Genomic DNA, 14,667 nt, shown 5'->3' with positions numbered 1-14,667 from the left:
TTGGCTGCGCTTGGACATAGCGAACACGCGGACAAGCCGCCCGGCCCGATCGGGCAGCTGCGCGCGCGCATCGTCGGCCTCTTGCGGGCGGTGCCGATCCGCTGGCGCATCCTGTCGATCGCCGCGCTGAACTCCGCCGTGGTCGTGGTGCTGGTGGCGATGATCTGGAACGGCGCCAAGGTGCTCGGCTCAGCCTGGGACGACGTGCGCCAGGTGCGCGAGTCCGACCGGATCCTGGCGCTGCTCGAGAGCGAGACCGGGCGGCTGCAAAACCTGATCCACCGCTACATCAACCAGCCGAGCCCGGACCTGTTCGCCGAGATCCTGTTGCTGCGCGAGGCGGTGCTGGGCACGCTGACCAACCGCGCTGCCAAGGACCCGATGCTGTCGGGCTCGGTCGAGGAGCTGGAGCGCACCACCGACCGCTTCCTCAACGGCTTCGGCGAGCTGCGCAGCGTGCAGTCCACCATCGCCAAGACCTATGAGGAGCAGGTGCAGGGCCCGGCCAGGGACATGGCGGGCCTCTACTCCATCATCGAGGGTGCCACCGGCCATCGCGACGCGCTGATCTGGCCCTCGCTCGGCAAATCCCGCGAAGCCTTCACCGCGATGCTGGTCGCGGCCAATTCCTACTATCTGTCGCAGTCGTCGGGCGCCGCCGACGACGCGCGCCGCCACACCGAGACGATCGAGAGGACCATCCCGGTCATGATCGATCTCGCCGACAACGACCTGCAGAAGATGGCCTTGCAGCGGCTCGCGGCCCGCACCGCCGCACTTCGCGAGGGTTTTGCAAAACTCTCCGAGCAGCTTGCGAGCCGCACGGAGCTGTTGCGCAACACCATCGACGCCAGCCAGGCCGAGGCGATCGGCGCCATCGACGACCTCTCGACCAAGATGCGCCAGCGCGAGCAGAAGGCGCAGGAGGTGTTCGACCGCACGCTGGCGGATATCTCACGCCGGGTGCTGTCGATCGCGGTGATCTTCCTCGGCATCATCCTCACCGCGGGCGTCCTGATCGCGCTGTCGATCCGCCTGCCGCTGCAGCAGATCATGTCCGCGATGCGCGCGATCACGCTCGGCGATCTCGACCGCGAGGTGCAGGGCACGAAAGCGCGCGACGAGGTCGGGGCCATGGCACGCGCGGTGGAGGTGTTCCGCGAGAACGCGATCGCCAAGCGCCGGACCGAGGATGAGCTGCGCGCGTCCAAGGAAAAGGCCGAGAGCGCCCTGCTCGAGCTCAACACCGCGCAGCAGAACCTGATCGACGCCGAGCGGCTGGCCGCGCTCGGCGGCCTCGTTGCCGGCGTCGCGCACGAGGTCAACAACCCGATCGGCATCAGCCTGACGGTGGCATCGAGCTTTGCCCGGCGCACCGAGATCTTCGAAGCCCAGCTCAAGGGCGAGGGCGGCCTGCGCCGCTCGCAGCTGGAGGAGTTCGTGCAATCCTCGCGCGACGCCTCGCAGCAGCTCGTCGCCAATCTCCAGCGCGCCGGCGAGCTGATCCAGTCGTTCAAGCAGGTCGCGGTCGACCGCTCCCATGCCGAGCGGCGGCAGTTCTCCTTGAGCGAAGCCACTGACCAGATCATCGCCAGCCTCAAGCCCGTGCTGAAGCGCTCGCCGATCACGCTGGAGGTCGACGTCCCCGAGGGGCTGCTGCTCGACGGCTATCCCGGCTCCTACGGCCAGATCCTGACCAACCTCTTCCTCAACGCCGCCAACCACGCCTTCGCCGACGGCCGCGCCGGCCGGATCGCGATTTCGGCGCGGCCGCGCGGCACCGAGGACATCGAGATCAGCTTCTCCGACGACGGGGCCGGCATGACCCCGGACGTGCAGCGCCAGGCCTTTGACCCTTTCTTTACCACCCGGCGCAATGAAGGCGGCACGGGACTTGGCCTTCATATCGTCTATAACCTCGTCACCCAGCAGCTCGGCGGCCGGATGATGCTGGAATCCAAGCTGGGACAAGGCACTACTTTTCGCATTATCATGCCCCGCGTCGCCAAGGGCGGCGCGCAAAGCACAGAAAGTGACGGATCTTCGCAATGGCCGAACAGGACGATGTCCTCCACCTGATCGACGACACCGGTACCGCGTCGGAGGACAGCAACGCCCGGAAATGGAAGATCGCCGTCATCGATGACGATCCGGCCGTGCATGACGGCACGCGTTTTGCGCTGTCGGACTACAGCCTGAACGGCCAGAGCCTGGAGATCCTGTCGGCCTATTCCGCGGCCGAAGGGCGCAAGCTGATGGCCGAGCACCGCGACATCGCCGCCGTGCTGCTCGACGTCATCATGGAGACCGACGTCGCCGGCCTCGAGCTGGTCGAGTTCATTCGCAACGAGATCCGGAACGAGACCGTGCGCATCATCCTGCGCACCGGCCAGCCCGGCCAGGCGCCGGAGCGGCGCGTCATCGTGCAGTACGACATCAACGACTACAAGGCCAAGACCGAGCTCACCGCCGACAAGCTGTTCACCTCGCTGACCGCGGCGCTGCGCTCCTACCAGCAGCTCGAGCGCATGGTGCAGACCCGGCGCGGGCTGGAGATCATCATCGACGCGGCCTCGACGCTGTACGACTTCAAGTCGATGCAGCGGCTCGCCGAGGGCGTCCTGACCCAGCTCGCTTCGCTCCTCAACGTCGACTGCGCCGGCATCCTGGTGCTGCGCGACAATGGCGGCATCGATCCCGAGCTCTCGGTGCTCGCCGGCAGCGGCTGCTACAGCCGCTTCATCGGCACCACCTCGTCGAAGGCGCTCGACCCCGAGCTGCGCGAGATGGTGGAGGCCGCGTTCCAGCGCCGCAAGAACGAATTCGCCGACCACCGCAGCGTGATCTATTTGCGCACCGGATCCGGCCGCGAGGTCGTGGTGCTGCTCCAGGCCGAGCGCGAGCTGTCGGAGACCGACCGTTCGCTGGTCGAGATCTTCTCCTCCAGGCTCTCGATCGCCTTCGACAACGTCATCCTTTATCAGCAGCTGCAGGACGCCAATACCCAGCTGGAGGACCGCGTCGCCCAGCGCACCCGCGCCCTGATGCAGGCCAATCGCCGCCTCTCGGCGCAATGGCTGCGGCTGCAGCGCGCCAACGGCTTCAAGAACGAGATTCTCGGCACCGTCGCGCACGACCTGAAGAACCCGCTCGGCGTCATTCTCGGCCGCACCGAGATGCTCAAGGAGCTGATCTCGACCGGCGCCTCGGAAAGCGGGGTCGTCGCCCAGGTCGACCACATCCGCGACGCCACCAAGCGCCTGACCACGATGGTCGATCATTTGATCTCGGACGCGATGGCCGATGCCTTCGACATCACCATCCGCCGCGAGCCGGTCGACGTCGCCGCCCTGGTCAAGGAGGTCGCCGAGGCCAACCAGCCGCTCGCGGTCAACAAGCAGCAGGCGATCAGCGTCACCGCGCCGCCCAACATCGTCACCATGTGCGACACCGACCGCATCCGCGAGGCGATCGACAATCTCATCAGCAACGCCATCAAATACTCACCGATCGGCGGCAAGATCGACGTCACCGTGGTCCACGAGGGCAGCGACACCATCGTCAGCGTCAGCGACGAGGGCGCCGGCCTGTCGCCGGAGGACCTCGGCCGGCTGTTCGGCCGGTTCCAACGGCTGTCGGCCAAGCCGACCGCCGGGGAGAGCTCGACGGGACTTGGGCTCTCCATCGTCAAGCGTATCATCGACATGCACGGCGGCGAGGTGACCGCCGAAAGCGAGGGCCCCGGCAAGGGTTCGACCTTCACCATCACCCTCCCTGCGACTGAAGCGCCGTGATGTCAAAGCCCGTGATGCAAAGCCCATGACCCAAAGCCAGCACATCATGATCGTCGACGACGAGGCTCCGGCCCGGGAGATGGTCGGCGATTACCTCAAGATGCACGGCTTCACCGTGACGCTGTGCGACGGCGGCAAGTCCTTGCGCGCCGCGATCCAGGGCAGCATGCCCGATCTCGTCGTGCTCGACCTCAACATGCCCGAGGAAGACGGGCTCTCGATCATCCGCGACCTCAAGAGCCGCATCAACGTGCCGGTCATCATGCTGACGGCGACCGCGAGCCCGATCGACCGCGTCGTCGGCCTCGAGCTCGGCGCCGACGATTACGTGGCAAAGCCCTGCGAGCTGCGCGAGCTGATGGCGCGCATCCGCTCGGTGCTGCGGCGGAGCGGACCGGCCAAGGCGGCCGACGCGCCGGCGGCGAAGTCGGACAAGGAGCAGCTGGTGCGCTTCGGCACCAAATGGCTCGACCTCGAAGCGCAGGCCTTGCGCGATGACGAGGGCAACGAGCATCCGCTGACGGCGTCCGAGTTCGGGCTGCTCAAGGTGTTCGCGGCCAATCCGAAGCGCGTGCTGTCGCGCGAGCGCCTGCTCGAGCTTGCCAACGCCCGCGATGCCGAAGCCTTCGACCGCGCGGTCGATCTGCGCATCATGCGCATCCGCCGCAAGATCGAGCCCGATCCTGCCAAGCCCGCGGTGATCCGCACCATCCGCGGCGGCGGCTATCTGTTCTCGCCGCAGGGCGAGAAGGCGTAGGGCGAGCGGCACAGCCCGCTCTGCCCTAGCCCGGATGGAGCGCAGCGCAATCCGGGGTGCTGTAGCCGCGGATGGAGTTGCCCCGGATTTCGCTGCGCTTCATCCGGGCTACGAGATTATCGCCACGGGACGACAGCGGTAGGTGTGGCGCGACCAAACGCAATCCCCCTAAATTCGTTCCGCGGCGCGCCCGTCCGGCCCCGAATCGCCACCCCGTATTTTCCGTACGTTGAAATCACGAGGTTTTTTGCCCCGAATGTTTCGTCGCGCCCTGTCCGGCGAAACAATTTGACGGCGCACGAAACCATTTTCCGCTTTTCGTGCAGACGTCCCGAAACGTTGGCTCATTAACACTTTGACCCAAGGAAACGCCGCTCGGTTGCGGCGCTACGGGGAGCCAAGTCCATGCCGAACGTCATTGCCATCAACGCCCAAGCCAGCCAGAGCATCATTTCCGCTCAGGCGACCTCGGACGACATGCTCCTCGCAAGCATTGCCGACGGCAACCGGACGGCCATGCACATCCTTTACTGCCGGCACAATGTACGGGTGTACCGCTTCATCCTGCGCATCGTGCGCGACGCCACCACGGCGGAAGATCTGGTCAGCCAGGTGTTTCTGGATGTGTGGCGGACCGCCGGCCAATTCCAGGGCCGCTCGCAGGTGTCCACCTGGCTGCTCTCGATCGCCCGCTTCAAGGCGCTGACCGCGATGCGCCAGCGTCGCTTCGAGGACATCGATCAGGAGGACGTGCGTCAGATCCCTGATGATTGCGACACGCCGGAGACTTCGCTCGACCGCAGTGACACCAGCGCCATCCTGCGCGCCTGCGTGCAGAAGCTGTCGCCGGCGCATCGGGAGATCATCAACCTCGTCTATTACCACGAGAAGTCGGTGGAGGAGGTCGGCCAGATCATCGGCATTCCCCAGAGCACGGTGAAGACGCGGATGTTCTACGCCCGCAAGCAACTCGCCGATTTGCTTAAGGGCGCCGGCGTCGACCGTTTCGCCGCTTAACAATAATAATTTCAAGGGGATAGGACCTCGGTTTTGGCCCTCTCCCCGGACACGGAAGCGTTACCGCCGGCGAAACAATTGAAACAAACGACAACATCAGGCGGAAAAACTTCCCCTCTATAAAGCTCCCATACGGTTTCGTTAAACCTCCCAAGACCTCCAGCGACCCGGACGATGCCCCGTCCGGGTCGTTTTTATTTGGGGTGGCGCGCAGCGCCGTCGTGTCGAACAGAATGCCTCAAAGCCCCGTCACGAAGCCGTGACGCTGCGTAACGACCGCCCCACCGCACGCGAACAGCCCTCGTGACCTCCCTCACGAGTGCCTCATGCTCGACCTGCTCTTTGCTCTCCTCGCCGGCATCCTCACCATCGCCGCGCCCTGTACGTTGCCGATGTTGCCGATCCTGCTCGGCGCCTCGATCGGGCGCGCGGGGCATCTGCGACCCGCGATGATCGCGCTCGGCTTCGTCGTTTCCTTCTCGGTGGTCGCGCTGGCGCTCGGCGCGATCACGCGGGCCTTCGATTTCGATCCGAACGTGCTGCGCGAGGCGGCAGCGGTCCTGCTGCTCGGCTTCGGCCTGTTGATGCTGTGGCCGGCGCCGTTCGAATGGCTGTCGATCCGGATCAACGGCTGGCTCGATCTCGGCAACATCGGCGCCATGCAGCGCGACGGCGTGCTCGGCGGGCTGATCCTCGGCACGACGCTGGGACTGGTCTGGACGCCCTGCGCAGGGCCCGTGCTCGGCTCGATCCTGACGCTGGTGGCGACCTCGAAAAATCTCGGCTGGGCCGGCACGCTGCTGGTCGCCTATGCCATTGGCGCTGCGATCCCGATGCTGGGAATAGCCTATGGCGGACAGGCCGCGACCACGCGTGTGCGCAGTCTCGCGCGCATCTCGCCACGCCTCCAGCAGGGCTTTGGCGTCGTCGTGATCGGCTTCGCGGTCGCCGCTTATTTCCAATACGACACGCTGATCGTGGCGTGGCTCACCGGCTTCTACCCCACCGGCCAGATCGGCCTGTGATCCCCTCATCTTCACCGGAGGACGCTTTCCATGACTCTCAAGCTGCTCGCAATGTCTGCTGCACTGATCGGCATCACCGTGACCGGCGCCATCATCCCCGGCATCTGCGACGAGGCCGCACGCGCTGCGCCTGTCGTCACCGCCGCCGCAAACCAGCAGGCCGCGCCCGACTTCACCGGCATCACTAACTGGTTCAACTCGAAGCCGCTGAGCATCGCCGATCTCCGCGGCAAGGTCGTGCTGGTGGATTTCTGGACCTATGGCTGCGTCAACTGCGTCAACACGCTGCCGCACGTCACCGAGCTCTACGCCAAGTACCGGGATCGAGGCCTCGTCGTGGTCGGCGTGCACACGCCGGAATTCCCGTTCGAGCGCTCCGCCGCCAACGTGCAGGCCGCGCTGAAGCGCCATGGCATCACCTATCCGGTCGCGCAGGACAATGAGTCCAAGACCTGGAACGCCTATCGCAATCAATATTGGCCGGCGCAATACATCGTCGACCAGAGTGGCAACATCGTGTTCCAGCACGCCGGCGAAGGCAGCTATGACGAGATCGATCGCACGGTGGCCAAGCTGCTGAACGCGAGCAGCTGACGCCGCGCAGCCATCGCGCGGCGGCAGTTGTCGCCCTTGTTGCTTGACTCCACGGAGCCGTCCGTGGAGTTTCGCAACTGACGCAATCAGCCGCCCGCAATGGACGCGACCACCAGCACCGACATCCGCCTTCGTGAAGGTTCCTCGATCGCGCAGCGGCTGGTCGTGGCCGGCTGTGCGGCTGCCGTCGCGCTCTGCTTCACGCCGGGTCTGTTCACGCAGGACGTCCTGGAAATCACGATATCGACGGTGGCGCTGCTGGTGGGAGCCGGATTCGTCGTCGGCATCATGATGGCGCCGGCGGTGGTGTGGATCATCACGGCGGACGAGATCCTGATCGGCCGGCAACGGCCGTTCGGAAAACTAAGGACGCGCCTCGTCGGGAAGGACGAGATCACGGCGCTGCAGGTCCCCGGCAGCAAGAGGGTGAAGGCCCGCTTCCAGCTCGTCTTCACCCTGGCCTCGGGCGAGCGGCTGACCTCACCGCCGATTTCCGATGTCACCCATGTCCGCGACACCGTGGCGTGGATCGCGGCGCATTTCGACGTTCCCAATGTCGAGGCGCCGAGCAACCCGCTCGATGCCAGCAATCCCGAGATGCATCTCGGCGAGCCGCTCGAGGCGTTTCCTGCACGGGAGATCCGCATCGTCGCACTGATCGCGGTGGCTTTGTCCGCGGCCCCCTATGCCTACAAGCTGTGGCGCGGCCTCTCGCCGAGCCATGTCGATATCCTGCTGCTGCCGCTGGGCGCGATCGCCGCATTCGCCGTCTATCGCTATGCCAACCTTGCGACCGGCGCGTTCTGGATCATCGGGCCGAACGATATTCGTGTCGAGCGCCTGTGGGGCGACGGCAGCCTGCGCGCCGACCGCATCGCCGGACCCGACGTGAAAACGATCACGGTCGAGCGCCGCGGCCGCTCCGAGGACGAGCATTGCATCGTGGTGATCCGGCTGCATTCGGGGCGGCGGTTTCGCAGCCCCCGCATCGGCTCGCGCGTCGAAGCCCGCGCCGTGGCGAGGGAGATCGTGCGGCGACTCGGGATCGCGCCGGAGAGCAACAAGATCTAGCTGGCGCAAATTGTCGGCCTCGATCTCACCGCGCGTTCGGTCTGAGCCTCTCCCGCTTGCGGGAGAGGTCGCCGCGAAGCGGCGGGTGAGGGTACTATCCTCTCGGGGAATCCCATTGCAGAGACACCCTCTCCCCAGCCTTCCCCCGCAAGCGGGGGAGGGAGCGCACCTCCACCGCGGCGCCGATCACTGCTTTTCGCGCCAACCCACCCTGTTCATGGTGTTGATCTACGTCAAAAAACCAAAGCATTCTCGTGACATGCCGGGGCAGCGCGCCATCAACTTGCCATGAACTTGCCCCTCAGGTTTGATGGTTCCGAATGATTTGCGCTGTGTGGCAGCGGGGAGAGCTTGAATGACGGATTTTCGTCGCCTGACCGGGATTTTCGTGGCTGCGATGGGACTGGTCCTGTCCACGCCGCACGCCTTCGCCCAGCAGCCGGACCGCGGCGACGAGCCGGGCCTGATCGCCGATGACGGATACCAGCTCGAGCCGGAATGGCAGAAACAGGTGGTCTACTTCCGCACCACGGAGCCGCCGGGCACGATCATCGTCTCGACGGCCGAACGTCACCTCTATTTGGTGCAGCCCGGCGGGCGCGCCATCCGCTACGGCATCGGCGTCGGCCGCGACGGATTCCAGTGGCAGGGGCTGGTGACCATCACCAACAAAAAGGAGTGGCCGGACTGGACACCGCCGCCGGAGATGATCCAGCGCCAGCCCTATCTGCCGCGCTTCATGGCCGGCGGTCCAGGCAACCCGCTGGGGGCCCGCGCCATGTATCTCGGCACCACGGTCTACCGCATCCATGGCACCAACCGACCCGACACGATCGGCACCAAGGTGTCGTCGGGCTGCTTCCGCCTGGTCAACGCCGACGTCGCCGACCTCTACGATCGCGTCCCTGTCGGCACCAAGGTGGTCATCCGGCAGAAGCCCGAGCTCTAACGTTCATGATCCCGGCATGATTGCTTCGGACGGCCGCAGCGTGCCTTGCGCCAACGCGGCCGTCCGGATCCGGATCATGCACTCCGTCCTCGCCTGATTCCTTTTCCCGATTTTTCGAGAGAGCAACATGATGCGCACTTTTCGTGGCGGCCTACTGATCGGGGTCGCCATCGCCGTGCTGGTCGCCATCGGCGCGATCATTTACGAGTTTTACGACACCCGCACCCTGAGGCGCACGGTTCGCCGCGGCGAGGTGCTGTGCGGCGTCAACAAGGGCCTGCCGGGCTTCTCGATCCCCGACGACAAGGGCAACTGGACCGGCTTCGACGTCGATTTCTGCCGTGCGGTGGCCGCTGCGATCTTCAACGACCCCGGCAAGGCGAAGTTCGTTCCGCTCGACGCCAACGAGCGTTTCAAGGAGCTGCAGAGCCGCAAGGTGGACATCCTCTCGCGCAACACGACCTGGAGCATGGCGCGCGAGCTCGACTTCGACCTGTATTTCCCGGCCGTAGCCTATTACGACGGCGTCGGCTTCATGGTGCCGCGCACGCGCAACAAGGAGACCTCGCTGGACCTGGCAGACAGCAAGGTCTGCGTGCAGAACGGAACCACGACGACACTCAACGTCGCCGATTACTTCCGCATCAACAACATGAAGTATGAAGAGGTGAAGTTCGATAACCTCAACGACGTGGTGAAGGCCTACGACACCGGCAAGTGCGACACGTTCTCCGCCGACGTTTCTCAGCTCTATGCTCTCAGGTTGAACCTGACGAAGCCCGGCGACCACATGATCCTGCCCGACATGATCTCCAAGGAGCCGCTCGCCCCCGTGGTGCGTCAGCGCGACGACGACTGGATGATGATCGTGAAATGGACGCTGTATGCGATGATCAACGCCGAGGAGCTGGGCGTGACCTCGGAGAACATTGACGAAGCCCTGAAGTCGAAGAAGCCGGAGGTGATGCGCCTCGTCGGCACCGAAGGCCGTTACGGCGAGCAGCTTGGCCTCACCAAGGACTGGGCCGCCCGCATCATCCGTCACGTCGGCAATTACGGCGAGATGTATGATCGCAACATCGGCGAGAAGTCGAAGCTGAAGATCCCGCGCGGCATGAACCAGCTGTGGAACGCAGGTGGCGTGCAGTACGCACCGCCGATGCGGTAGGGCGGTTTAACCACGCGTCATTGCGAGCGAAGCGAAGCAATCCAGAGTCTTTCCACGGCGACAGTCTGGATTGCTTCGTCGCAAGCGCTCCTCGCAATGACGAGGTTGATACAGGCTCACGCCACGCTCTCAATCGTCATGCCCGGGCTTGTCCCGCCTGCGCGGCCGAAGCCGCTTCGGCGAGGCGAAGGCCCGGGCATCCACGTTTCCGAGGCACCAAAGAACGTGGATGGCCGGGACAAGCCCGGCCATGACGGTTCGCGCTATTGCCCCAGCCTCAATAGCCCCGCGCCCTGGCCAGCTGCTCGGTGTGGTAGTTCGCATCGCCGAACAGCTCCTCGCAGACACGGGCGCGCTTCATGAAGAAGCCGATGTCGAACTGGTCGGTCATGCCCATGCCGCCGTGCATCTGCACGCCTTCCTGCACCGCGCGTGTGGCGGTGGTGCCGGCGCGGGCTTTAGCCACGGCGACGGCGGGTGCGGCCTTGACAACGTCGGCATCGAGCGCCTGCAGCGCCTTCATGGTGGCAGCGCGGGTGATCTCGATGTCGATGTAGAGCTCGGCGGCGCGATGCTGCAGCGCCTGGAATTCGCCGATCAGCTTGCCGAACTGCTTGCGGCTCTTCAGATACTCGACGGTGCGGCCAAACACTTCATCGCTGAGGCCGACCATTTCGGCGGCGACCGCGCCGCGGCCGATATCGAGCACGCCATCGAGCAGGCCGGCCGCCTGGTCGACCTCGCCGAGCACGCTGTCGGCGGTGACCTCGACATTGGCGAACTCGATTCGCGCCGCATTGTGCGCATCGACCATGATGGTGCGCTCGATCGCAACGCCCTTGGCCTTGGGGTTAACCAGGAACAGCGTCAGGCCCTCGCGCTCGCCGGCAGAGCCCGCGGTGCGCGCGGCGACGATGACGAGATCGGCGACATGACCGTCGACCACCAGCGCCTTGGCACCGGAGAGCTTGAAGCCGTTGCCGGCGCGCACGGCCTTGAGGCTGGTCTGCAGCGGGCGATGCTTGGCGCCCTCGTCGATCGCCAGCGTCGCGAGCAGCGAGCCGTTCGCGATCTTCGACAGATATTCCGATTTCTGCGCGGCATTGCCGCCGCGGGTCAGCACTGATGCCGCCACCACTGACGTCGCGAGGAAGGGCGACGGCATCAAGGTGCGGCCGATCTCCTCCATGACGATCCCGGCTTCGACGTAGCCGAGACCGCTGCCGCCGAATTCTTCGGGCACGAGCAGACCGGCGAAACCCATCTCGGCGAAGGAATGCCAGAGCTCCCTGGAGAAGCCGGTGGGATCCTTGGTGTCGCGCAGATGGCGCAGGTGCGACACCGGCGCCTTGTCGCTGATCAGCCCGCGCGCGGAGTCGTGGAGCATGGATTGTTCTTCGGTGAGGACGAGGGCCATGTGCGTGTTTCCGATTCGAAATCTATGTTGTCTCGTCATTCCGGGATGCGCCGCAGGCGCAGGCCCGGAATCCATACTCCCGACTGGTGGTTATGGATTCCGGGCTCGCGCTACGCGCGCCCCGGAATGACAGAAAGGCTTACGCCCCCGGCAGATCCAGGATGCGCTTGGCGACGATGCCGAGCATGACCTCGGACGTGCCGCCCTCGATCGAGTTGGCCTTGGTGCGCAGCCAGGCGCGCGGGCGGGCGCCCTGCCTGGAGCGCTCGCTCTCCCATTCCAGCGCATCGACGCCGCCGGCCGACATCAGGATCTCGTGGCGGCGCTTGTTGAGCTCGGTGCCGTAATATTTCATCGCCGAGGAGAACGCCGGATGCGCCTGGCCGGCCTTGGCGAGATCGACCGCGCGCTCGGCGCAGGCAGCCAGCGCGGCTTCATCGACGTCGAAGCGCGCGATCTGGCCGCGCAGCATGGCGTCGTCGAGCTTGCCTTGCCCATCGGTGCCGACTGAATCGGCCGCGATCTGGCCGAGCGGCCGGCCGACGCCGCGCTCGCCCATCCCCGAGATCATCGCGCGCTCGTGCTGGAGCAGATATTTCGCAACATCCCAGCCGCGGTTGATGGTGCCGACCACATGCGACTTCGGCACGCGGACATTGTCGAAGAAGGTCTCGCAGAACGGCGAGTAGCCGGAGATCAAGAGGATCGGCTTGGTCGAGACGCCCTTGGAGGTCATGTCGAACAGGATGAAGCTGATGCCGTCGTGCTTCTTGGCGGTCGGATCGGTGCGCACCAGGCAGAAGATCCAGTCGGCGTAATTGGCGTAGGACGTCCAGATCTTCTGGCCGTTGATGATGAAGTCGTCGCCGTCGCTCTCGGCGCGGGTCTGGAGCGAAGCGAGGTCGGAGCCGGCGTTCGGCTCGGAATAGCCCTGACACCAGCGGATCTCGCCCGTGGCGATCTTCGGCAGATGCTCCTTCTTCTGGGCCTCGTTGCCGTATTTCAAGAGCGCCGGCCCGAGCATCCAGATGCCGAAGCTCGACAGCGGCGGCCGCGCGCCGATCCTCGCCATCTCCGCGCGCAGCACCTTGTGCTCGGCAGCGCTTAAGCCACCGCCGCCATACTCCTTCGGCCAGTCAGGCACGGTCCAGCCCTTGTCGCGCATGCGCTCGAACCAGATGCGCTGCGGCTCGGACGAGAATTTTGCGTTGCGTCCGCCCCAGAACACGTCGGCGTCCGACGTTGCGGGCTTGCGCATCTCCGGCGGGCAATTGGCTTCCAGCCAGGCGCGTGTCTCGTTGCGGAATGCTTCGAGATCGGCGGATTCAGAATCGCTGGTCTTGAGATCGGTCATTGGTCGTTTCCATCACCCAACATTCGAATTGTTGACAGCGAGTCTGGGCCAAGCCCCCGCGGAATTCAACCACTTATCATTTATAGTCGCGGCGACAGCGAGCCTTGAAAACACAGAGGAAACGACCATGCGCCTAAAACTTCTTTCGCCTGGCGAAATGAACGAGAGCCAGCGGCAGACCTATGACGAGTCGATCGCCGGCAAGCGCGGCAAGCCGCCGCCGCCAATGATGGCCTGGCTGAACAGCCCCGAGATGGCGCGCCATGCCACGCGGCTCGGCGAGGTGCTGCGCTTCGACACCATCTTCCCGGCCAAGCTCTCGGAGATCGCGATCCTGGTGACGGCGCGGCACTGGACCGCGCATTACGAATGGTATGCGCACAAGCGCCTCGCGCTCGCCGGCGGCATGAAGCCCGAGATTATCGACGCGATCCGCGACCGCCGTACGCCCAACTTCGAAGATGCCAAGGCTAAGATGATCTATGATCTCGCGAAGTCGCTGCACGAGGGCCACGGCGTCGAGAAGGGCCTCTACAACGACGCCGTGAAGCTGCTCGGCGAACGCGGCGTCGTCGAGGTGATCGGGCTGTGCGGCTATTACACGCTGGTGTCGATGACGCTGAACACGTTCGAGTTCGACCTGCCCGAGGGCGAGATATCGGAGCTTAGCTAGAGCGAGATGAGATCAGGTTTGATTGCTACGAGGAAAGTGCACTCCCTCTCCCGCTTGCGGGAGAGGGTTGGGGAGAGGGTGCTTCCGCGATGGGATAGTCCCCTAGAGGAGAAAGCCCTCACCCGCGCCTTCGGCGCGACCTCTCCCGCAAGCGGGAGAGGTTGCACCGAGCCCGCGGCAATCGCTTCACCCTGAAGCCATTCCGGTTTAGTTGCCGATCCAGAAACGATGGGTTTCGCGTTTGGCCGTAGCACACTCACGAACCCGGGCTTACCTGCATGTTTTCGAGGGAGCATTCACATGTCGCAAAGCCCAGTCATTCCTGCCGGCACAAGGATCGGCCACGTCCATCTCAAGGTCGCCGATCTCGATCGTGCGCTCGGCTTCTATTGCGGCGTGCTCGGCTTCGAGCTGATGCAGCGGATGGGCTCGGGCGCGGCATTCATCGCGGCTGGCGGCTATCATCACCACATCGGGCTCAACACCTGGGAGAGCAAGGGCGGCTCACCGCCGCCGCGTGATGCGACCGGGCTCTATCACACCGCGATCCTGTTTCCGACGCGCCCTGCGCTGGCGGATGGGCTGCATCGGGTGCTCACGGCCGGCATTGCGCTGGATGGCGCCAGCGACCACGGCGTCAGCGAGGCGCTTTACCTGCGTGATCCCGACCAGAACGGCGTGGAGCTGTATTGGGACAAGCCGCGGGAACAATGGCCGTTCGGGCCTGACGGGAAGCTCGCGATGTTCACCAAGCGGCTGGATGTCGAAGCGCTGTTGCGGCAGCGCGAGGGGTGATGCCTAGAGGTGGGCACGGCGCCACCAGCGCCTTTGCCCACCCAGCACGCGCC

General features: G+C 65.1%; 13 protein-coding genes. 11 read left to right on the top strand and 2 right to left on the bottom strand.

Features of this window, described 5'->3' with window-relative positions; translation table 11 throughout:
* The first annotated feature begins 48 nt into the window (after nt 1-48).
* From ACVWYQ_RS25185 to ACVWYQ_RS25145, 9 genes are all read left to right on the top strand, one after another.
* Complete coding sequence (locus ACVWYQ_RS25185; RefSeq protein ID WP_271546531.1) at nt 49-2,079, top strand: sensor histidine kinase; 2,031 nt, start codon at nt 49-51, stop codon at nt 2,077-2,079.
* Entirely contained in the window at nt 2,049-3,794 is a 1,746-nt protein-coding gene (locus ACVWYQ_RS25180) for an ATP-binding response regulator (RefSeq protein ID WP_157286606.1), read from the top strand. Before ACVWYQ_RS25185 ends, ACVWYQ_RS25180 begins: the two co-directional genes overlap by 31 nt.
* A 25-nt stretch (nt 3,795-3,819) precedes the next feature.
* Nucleotides 3,820-4,551: a response regulator gene (locus ACVWYQ_RS25175; protein WP_036020286.1), complete on the top strand. Its 732-nt coding sequence runs from the start codon at nt 3,820-3,822 to the stop codon at nt 4,549-4,551.
* A gap of 405 nt (nt 4,552-4,956) precedes the next feature.
* Nucleotides 4,957-5,568 (top strand): sigma-70 family RNA polymerase sigma factor, encoded by a 612-nt coding sequence (locus tag ACVWYQ_RS25170; RefSeq protein ID WP_456726501.1) that lies wholly within the window; start codon nt 4,957-4,959, stop codon nt 5,566-5,568.
* A gap of 326 nt (nt 5,569-5,894) precedes the next feature.
* Nucleotides 5,895-6,593 (top strand): cytochrome c biogenesis CcdA family protein, encoded by a 699-nt coding sequence (locus ACVWYQ_RS25165; RefSeq protein ID WP_456726500.1) that lies wholly within the window; start codon nt 5,895-5,897, stop codon nt 6,591-6,593.
* Between the two features lie 30 nt (nt 6,594-6,623).
* Nucleotides 6,624-7,187 carry a redoxin domain-containing protein gene (locus tag ACVWYQ_RS25160; RefSeq protein ID WP_456726499.1) on the top strand — a complete coding sequence of 188 codons (564 nt, stop codon included), beginning with the start codon at nt 6,624-6,626 and terminating at the stop codon, nt 7,185-7,187.
* A gap of 99 nt (nt 7,188-7,286) precedes the next feature.
* On the top strand, nt 7,287-8,258 hold the full coding sequence (locus tag ACVWYQ_RS25155) for a hypothetical protein (protein WP_456726498.1): 972 nt from the start codon (nt 7,287-7,289) through the stop codon (nt 8,256-8,258).
* A gap of 355 nt (nt 8,259-8,613) precedes the next feature.
* The gene (locus tag ACVWYQ_RS25150) at nt 8,614-9,207 is read left to right on the top strand and encodes a L,D-transpeptidase (RefSeq protein WP_109142148.1); all 594 of its coding nucleotides are present in this window, start codon (nt 8,614-8,616) and stop codon (nt 9,205-9,207) included.
* A 130-nt stretch (nt 9,208-9,337) separates the two neighbouring features.
* Nucleotides 9,338-10,375, top strand: a complete 1,038-nt coding sequence (locus tag ACVWYQ_RS25145) for an amino acid ABC transporter substrate-binding protein (protein WP_128266141.1) — start codon at nt 9,338-9,340, stop codon at nt 10,373-10,375.
* Nucleotides 10,376-10,652: 277 nt separating this feature from the next.
* On the opposite strand, the gene ACVWYQ_RS25140 is transcribed toward ACVWYQ_RS25145, so the two are convergent.
* Together ACVWYQ_RS25140 and ACVWYQ_RS25135 are read right to left on the bottom strand one after the other, a co-directional pair.
* A complete protein-coding gene (locus ACVWYQ_RS25140; protein ID WP_456726497.1) occupies nt 10,653-11,792 on the bottom strand; it encodes an acyl-CoA dehydrogenase family protein in 1,140 nt (379 codons plus the stop codon).
* 139 nt (nt 11,793-11,931) lie between these two features.
* Nucleotides 11,932-13,146, bottom strand: coding sequence for an acyl-CoA dehydrogenase family protein (locus tag ACVWYQ_RS25135; protein ID WP_456726496.1), 1,215 nt, complete (start codon nt 13,144-13,146; stop codon nt 11,932-11,934).
* Between the two features lie 127 nt (nt 13,147-13,273).
* Between ACVWYQ_RS25135 and ACVWYQ_RS25130 the strand changes: the two genes are divergently transcribed.
* On the top strand, nt 13,274-13,819 hold the full coding sequence (locus ACVWYQ_RS25130) for a carboxymuconolactone decarboxylase family protein (RefSeq protein WP_456726495.1): 546 nt from the start codon (nt 13,274-13,276) through the stop codon (nt 13,817-13,819).
* 300 nt (nt 13,820-14,119) lie between these two features.
* A complete protein-coding gene (locus ACVWYQ_RS25125) occupies nt 14,120-14,614 on the top strand; it encodes a VOC family protein (protein WP_456726494.1) in 495 nt (164 codons plus the stop codon).
* Nucleotides 14,615-14,667: the final 53 nt, after the last annotated feature.

This window comes from Bradyrhizobium sp. USDA 3397, assembly GCF_054060965.1.
The sequence above is the reverse complement of the archived record's forward strand: the minus strand, read 5'-3'. Positions and strand labels throughout refer to the sequence as shown.

Coding starts and splice junctions, on each gene's coding strand:
- ACVWYQ_RS25155 (WP_456726498.1), top strand. CDS start 7,287: ATGGACGCGACCACCAGCACCGACATCCGCCTTCGTGAAGGTTCCTCG.
- ACVWYQ_RS25165 (WP_456726500.1), top strand. CDS start 5,895: ATGCTCGACCTGCTCTTTGCTCTCCTCGCCGGCATCCTCACCATCGCC.
- ACVWYQ_RS25160 (WP_456726499.1), top strand. CDS start 6,624: ATGACTCTCAAGCTGCTCGCAATGTCTGCTGCACTGATCGGCATCACC.
- ACVWYQ_RS25130 (WP_456726495.1), top strand. CDS start 13,274: ATGCGCCTAAAACTTCTTTCGCCTGGCGAAATGAACGAGAGCCAGCGG.
- ACVWYQ_RS25145 (WP_128266141.1), top strand. CDS start 9,338: ATGCGCACTTTTCGTGGCGGCCTACTGATCGGGGTCGCCATCGCCGTG.
- ACVWYQ_RS25150 (WP_109142148.1), top strand. CDS start 8,614: ATGACGGATTTTCGTCGCCTGACCGGGATTTTCGTGGCTGCGATGGGA.
- ACVWYQ_RS25135 (WP_456726496.1), bottom strand. CDS start 13,146: ATGACCGATCTCAAGACCAGCGATTCTGAATCCGCCGATCTCGAAGCA.
- ACVWYQ_RS25175 (WP_036020286.1), top strand. CDS start 3,820: ATGACCCAAAGCCAGCACATCATGATCGTCGACGACGAGGCTCCGGCC.
- ACVWYQ_RS25180 (WP_157286606.1), top strand. CDS start 2,049: ATGGCCGAACAGGACGATGTCCTCCACCTGATCGACGACACCGGTACC.
- ACVWYQ_RS25125 (WP_456726494.1), top strand. CDS start 14,120: ATGTCGCAAAGCCCAGTCATTCCTGCCGGCACAAGGATCGGCCACGTC.
- ACVWYQ_RS25140 (WP_456726497.1), bottom strand. CDS start 11,792: ATGGCCCTCGTCCTCACCGAAGAACAATCCATGCTCCACGACTCCGCG.
- ACVWYQ_RS25170 (WP_456726501.1), top strand. CDS start 4,957: ATGCCGAACGTCATTGCCATCAACGCCCAAGCCAGCCAGAGCATCATT.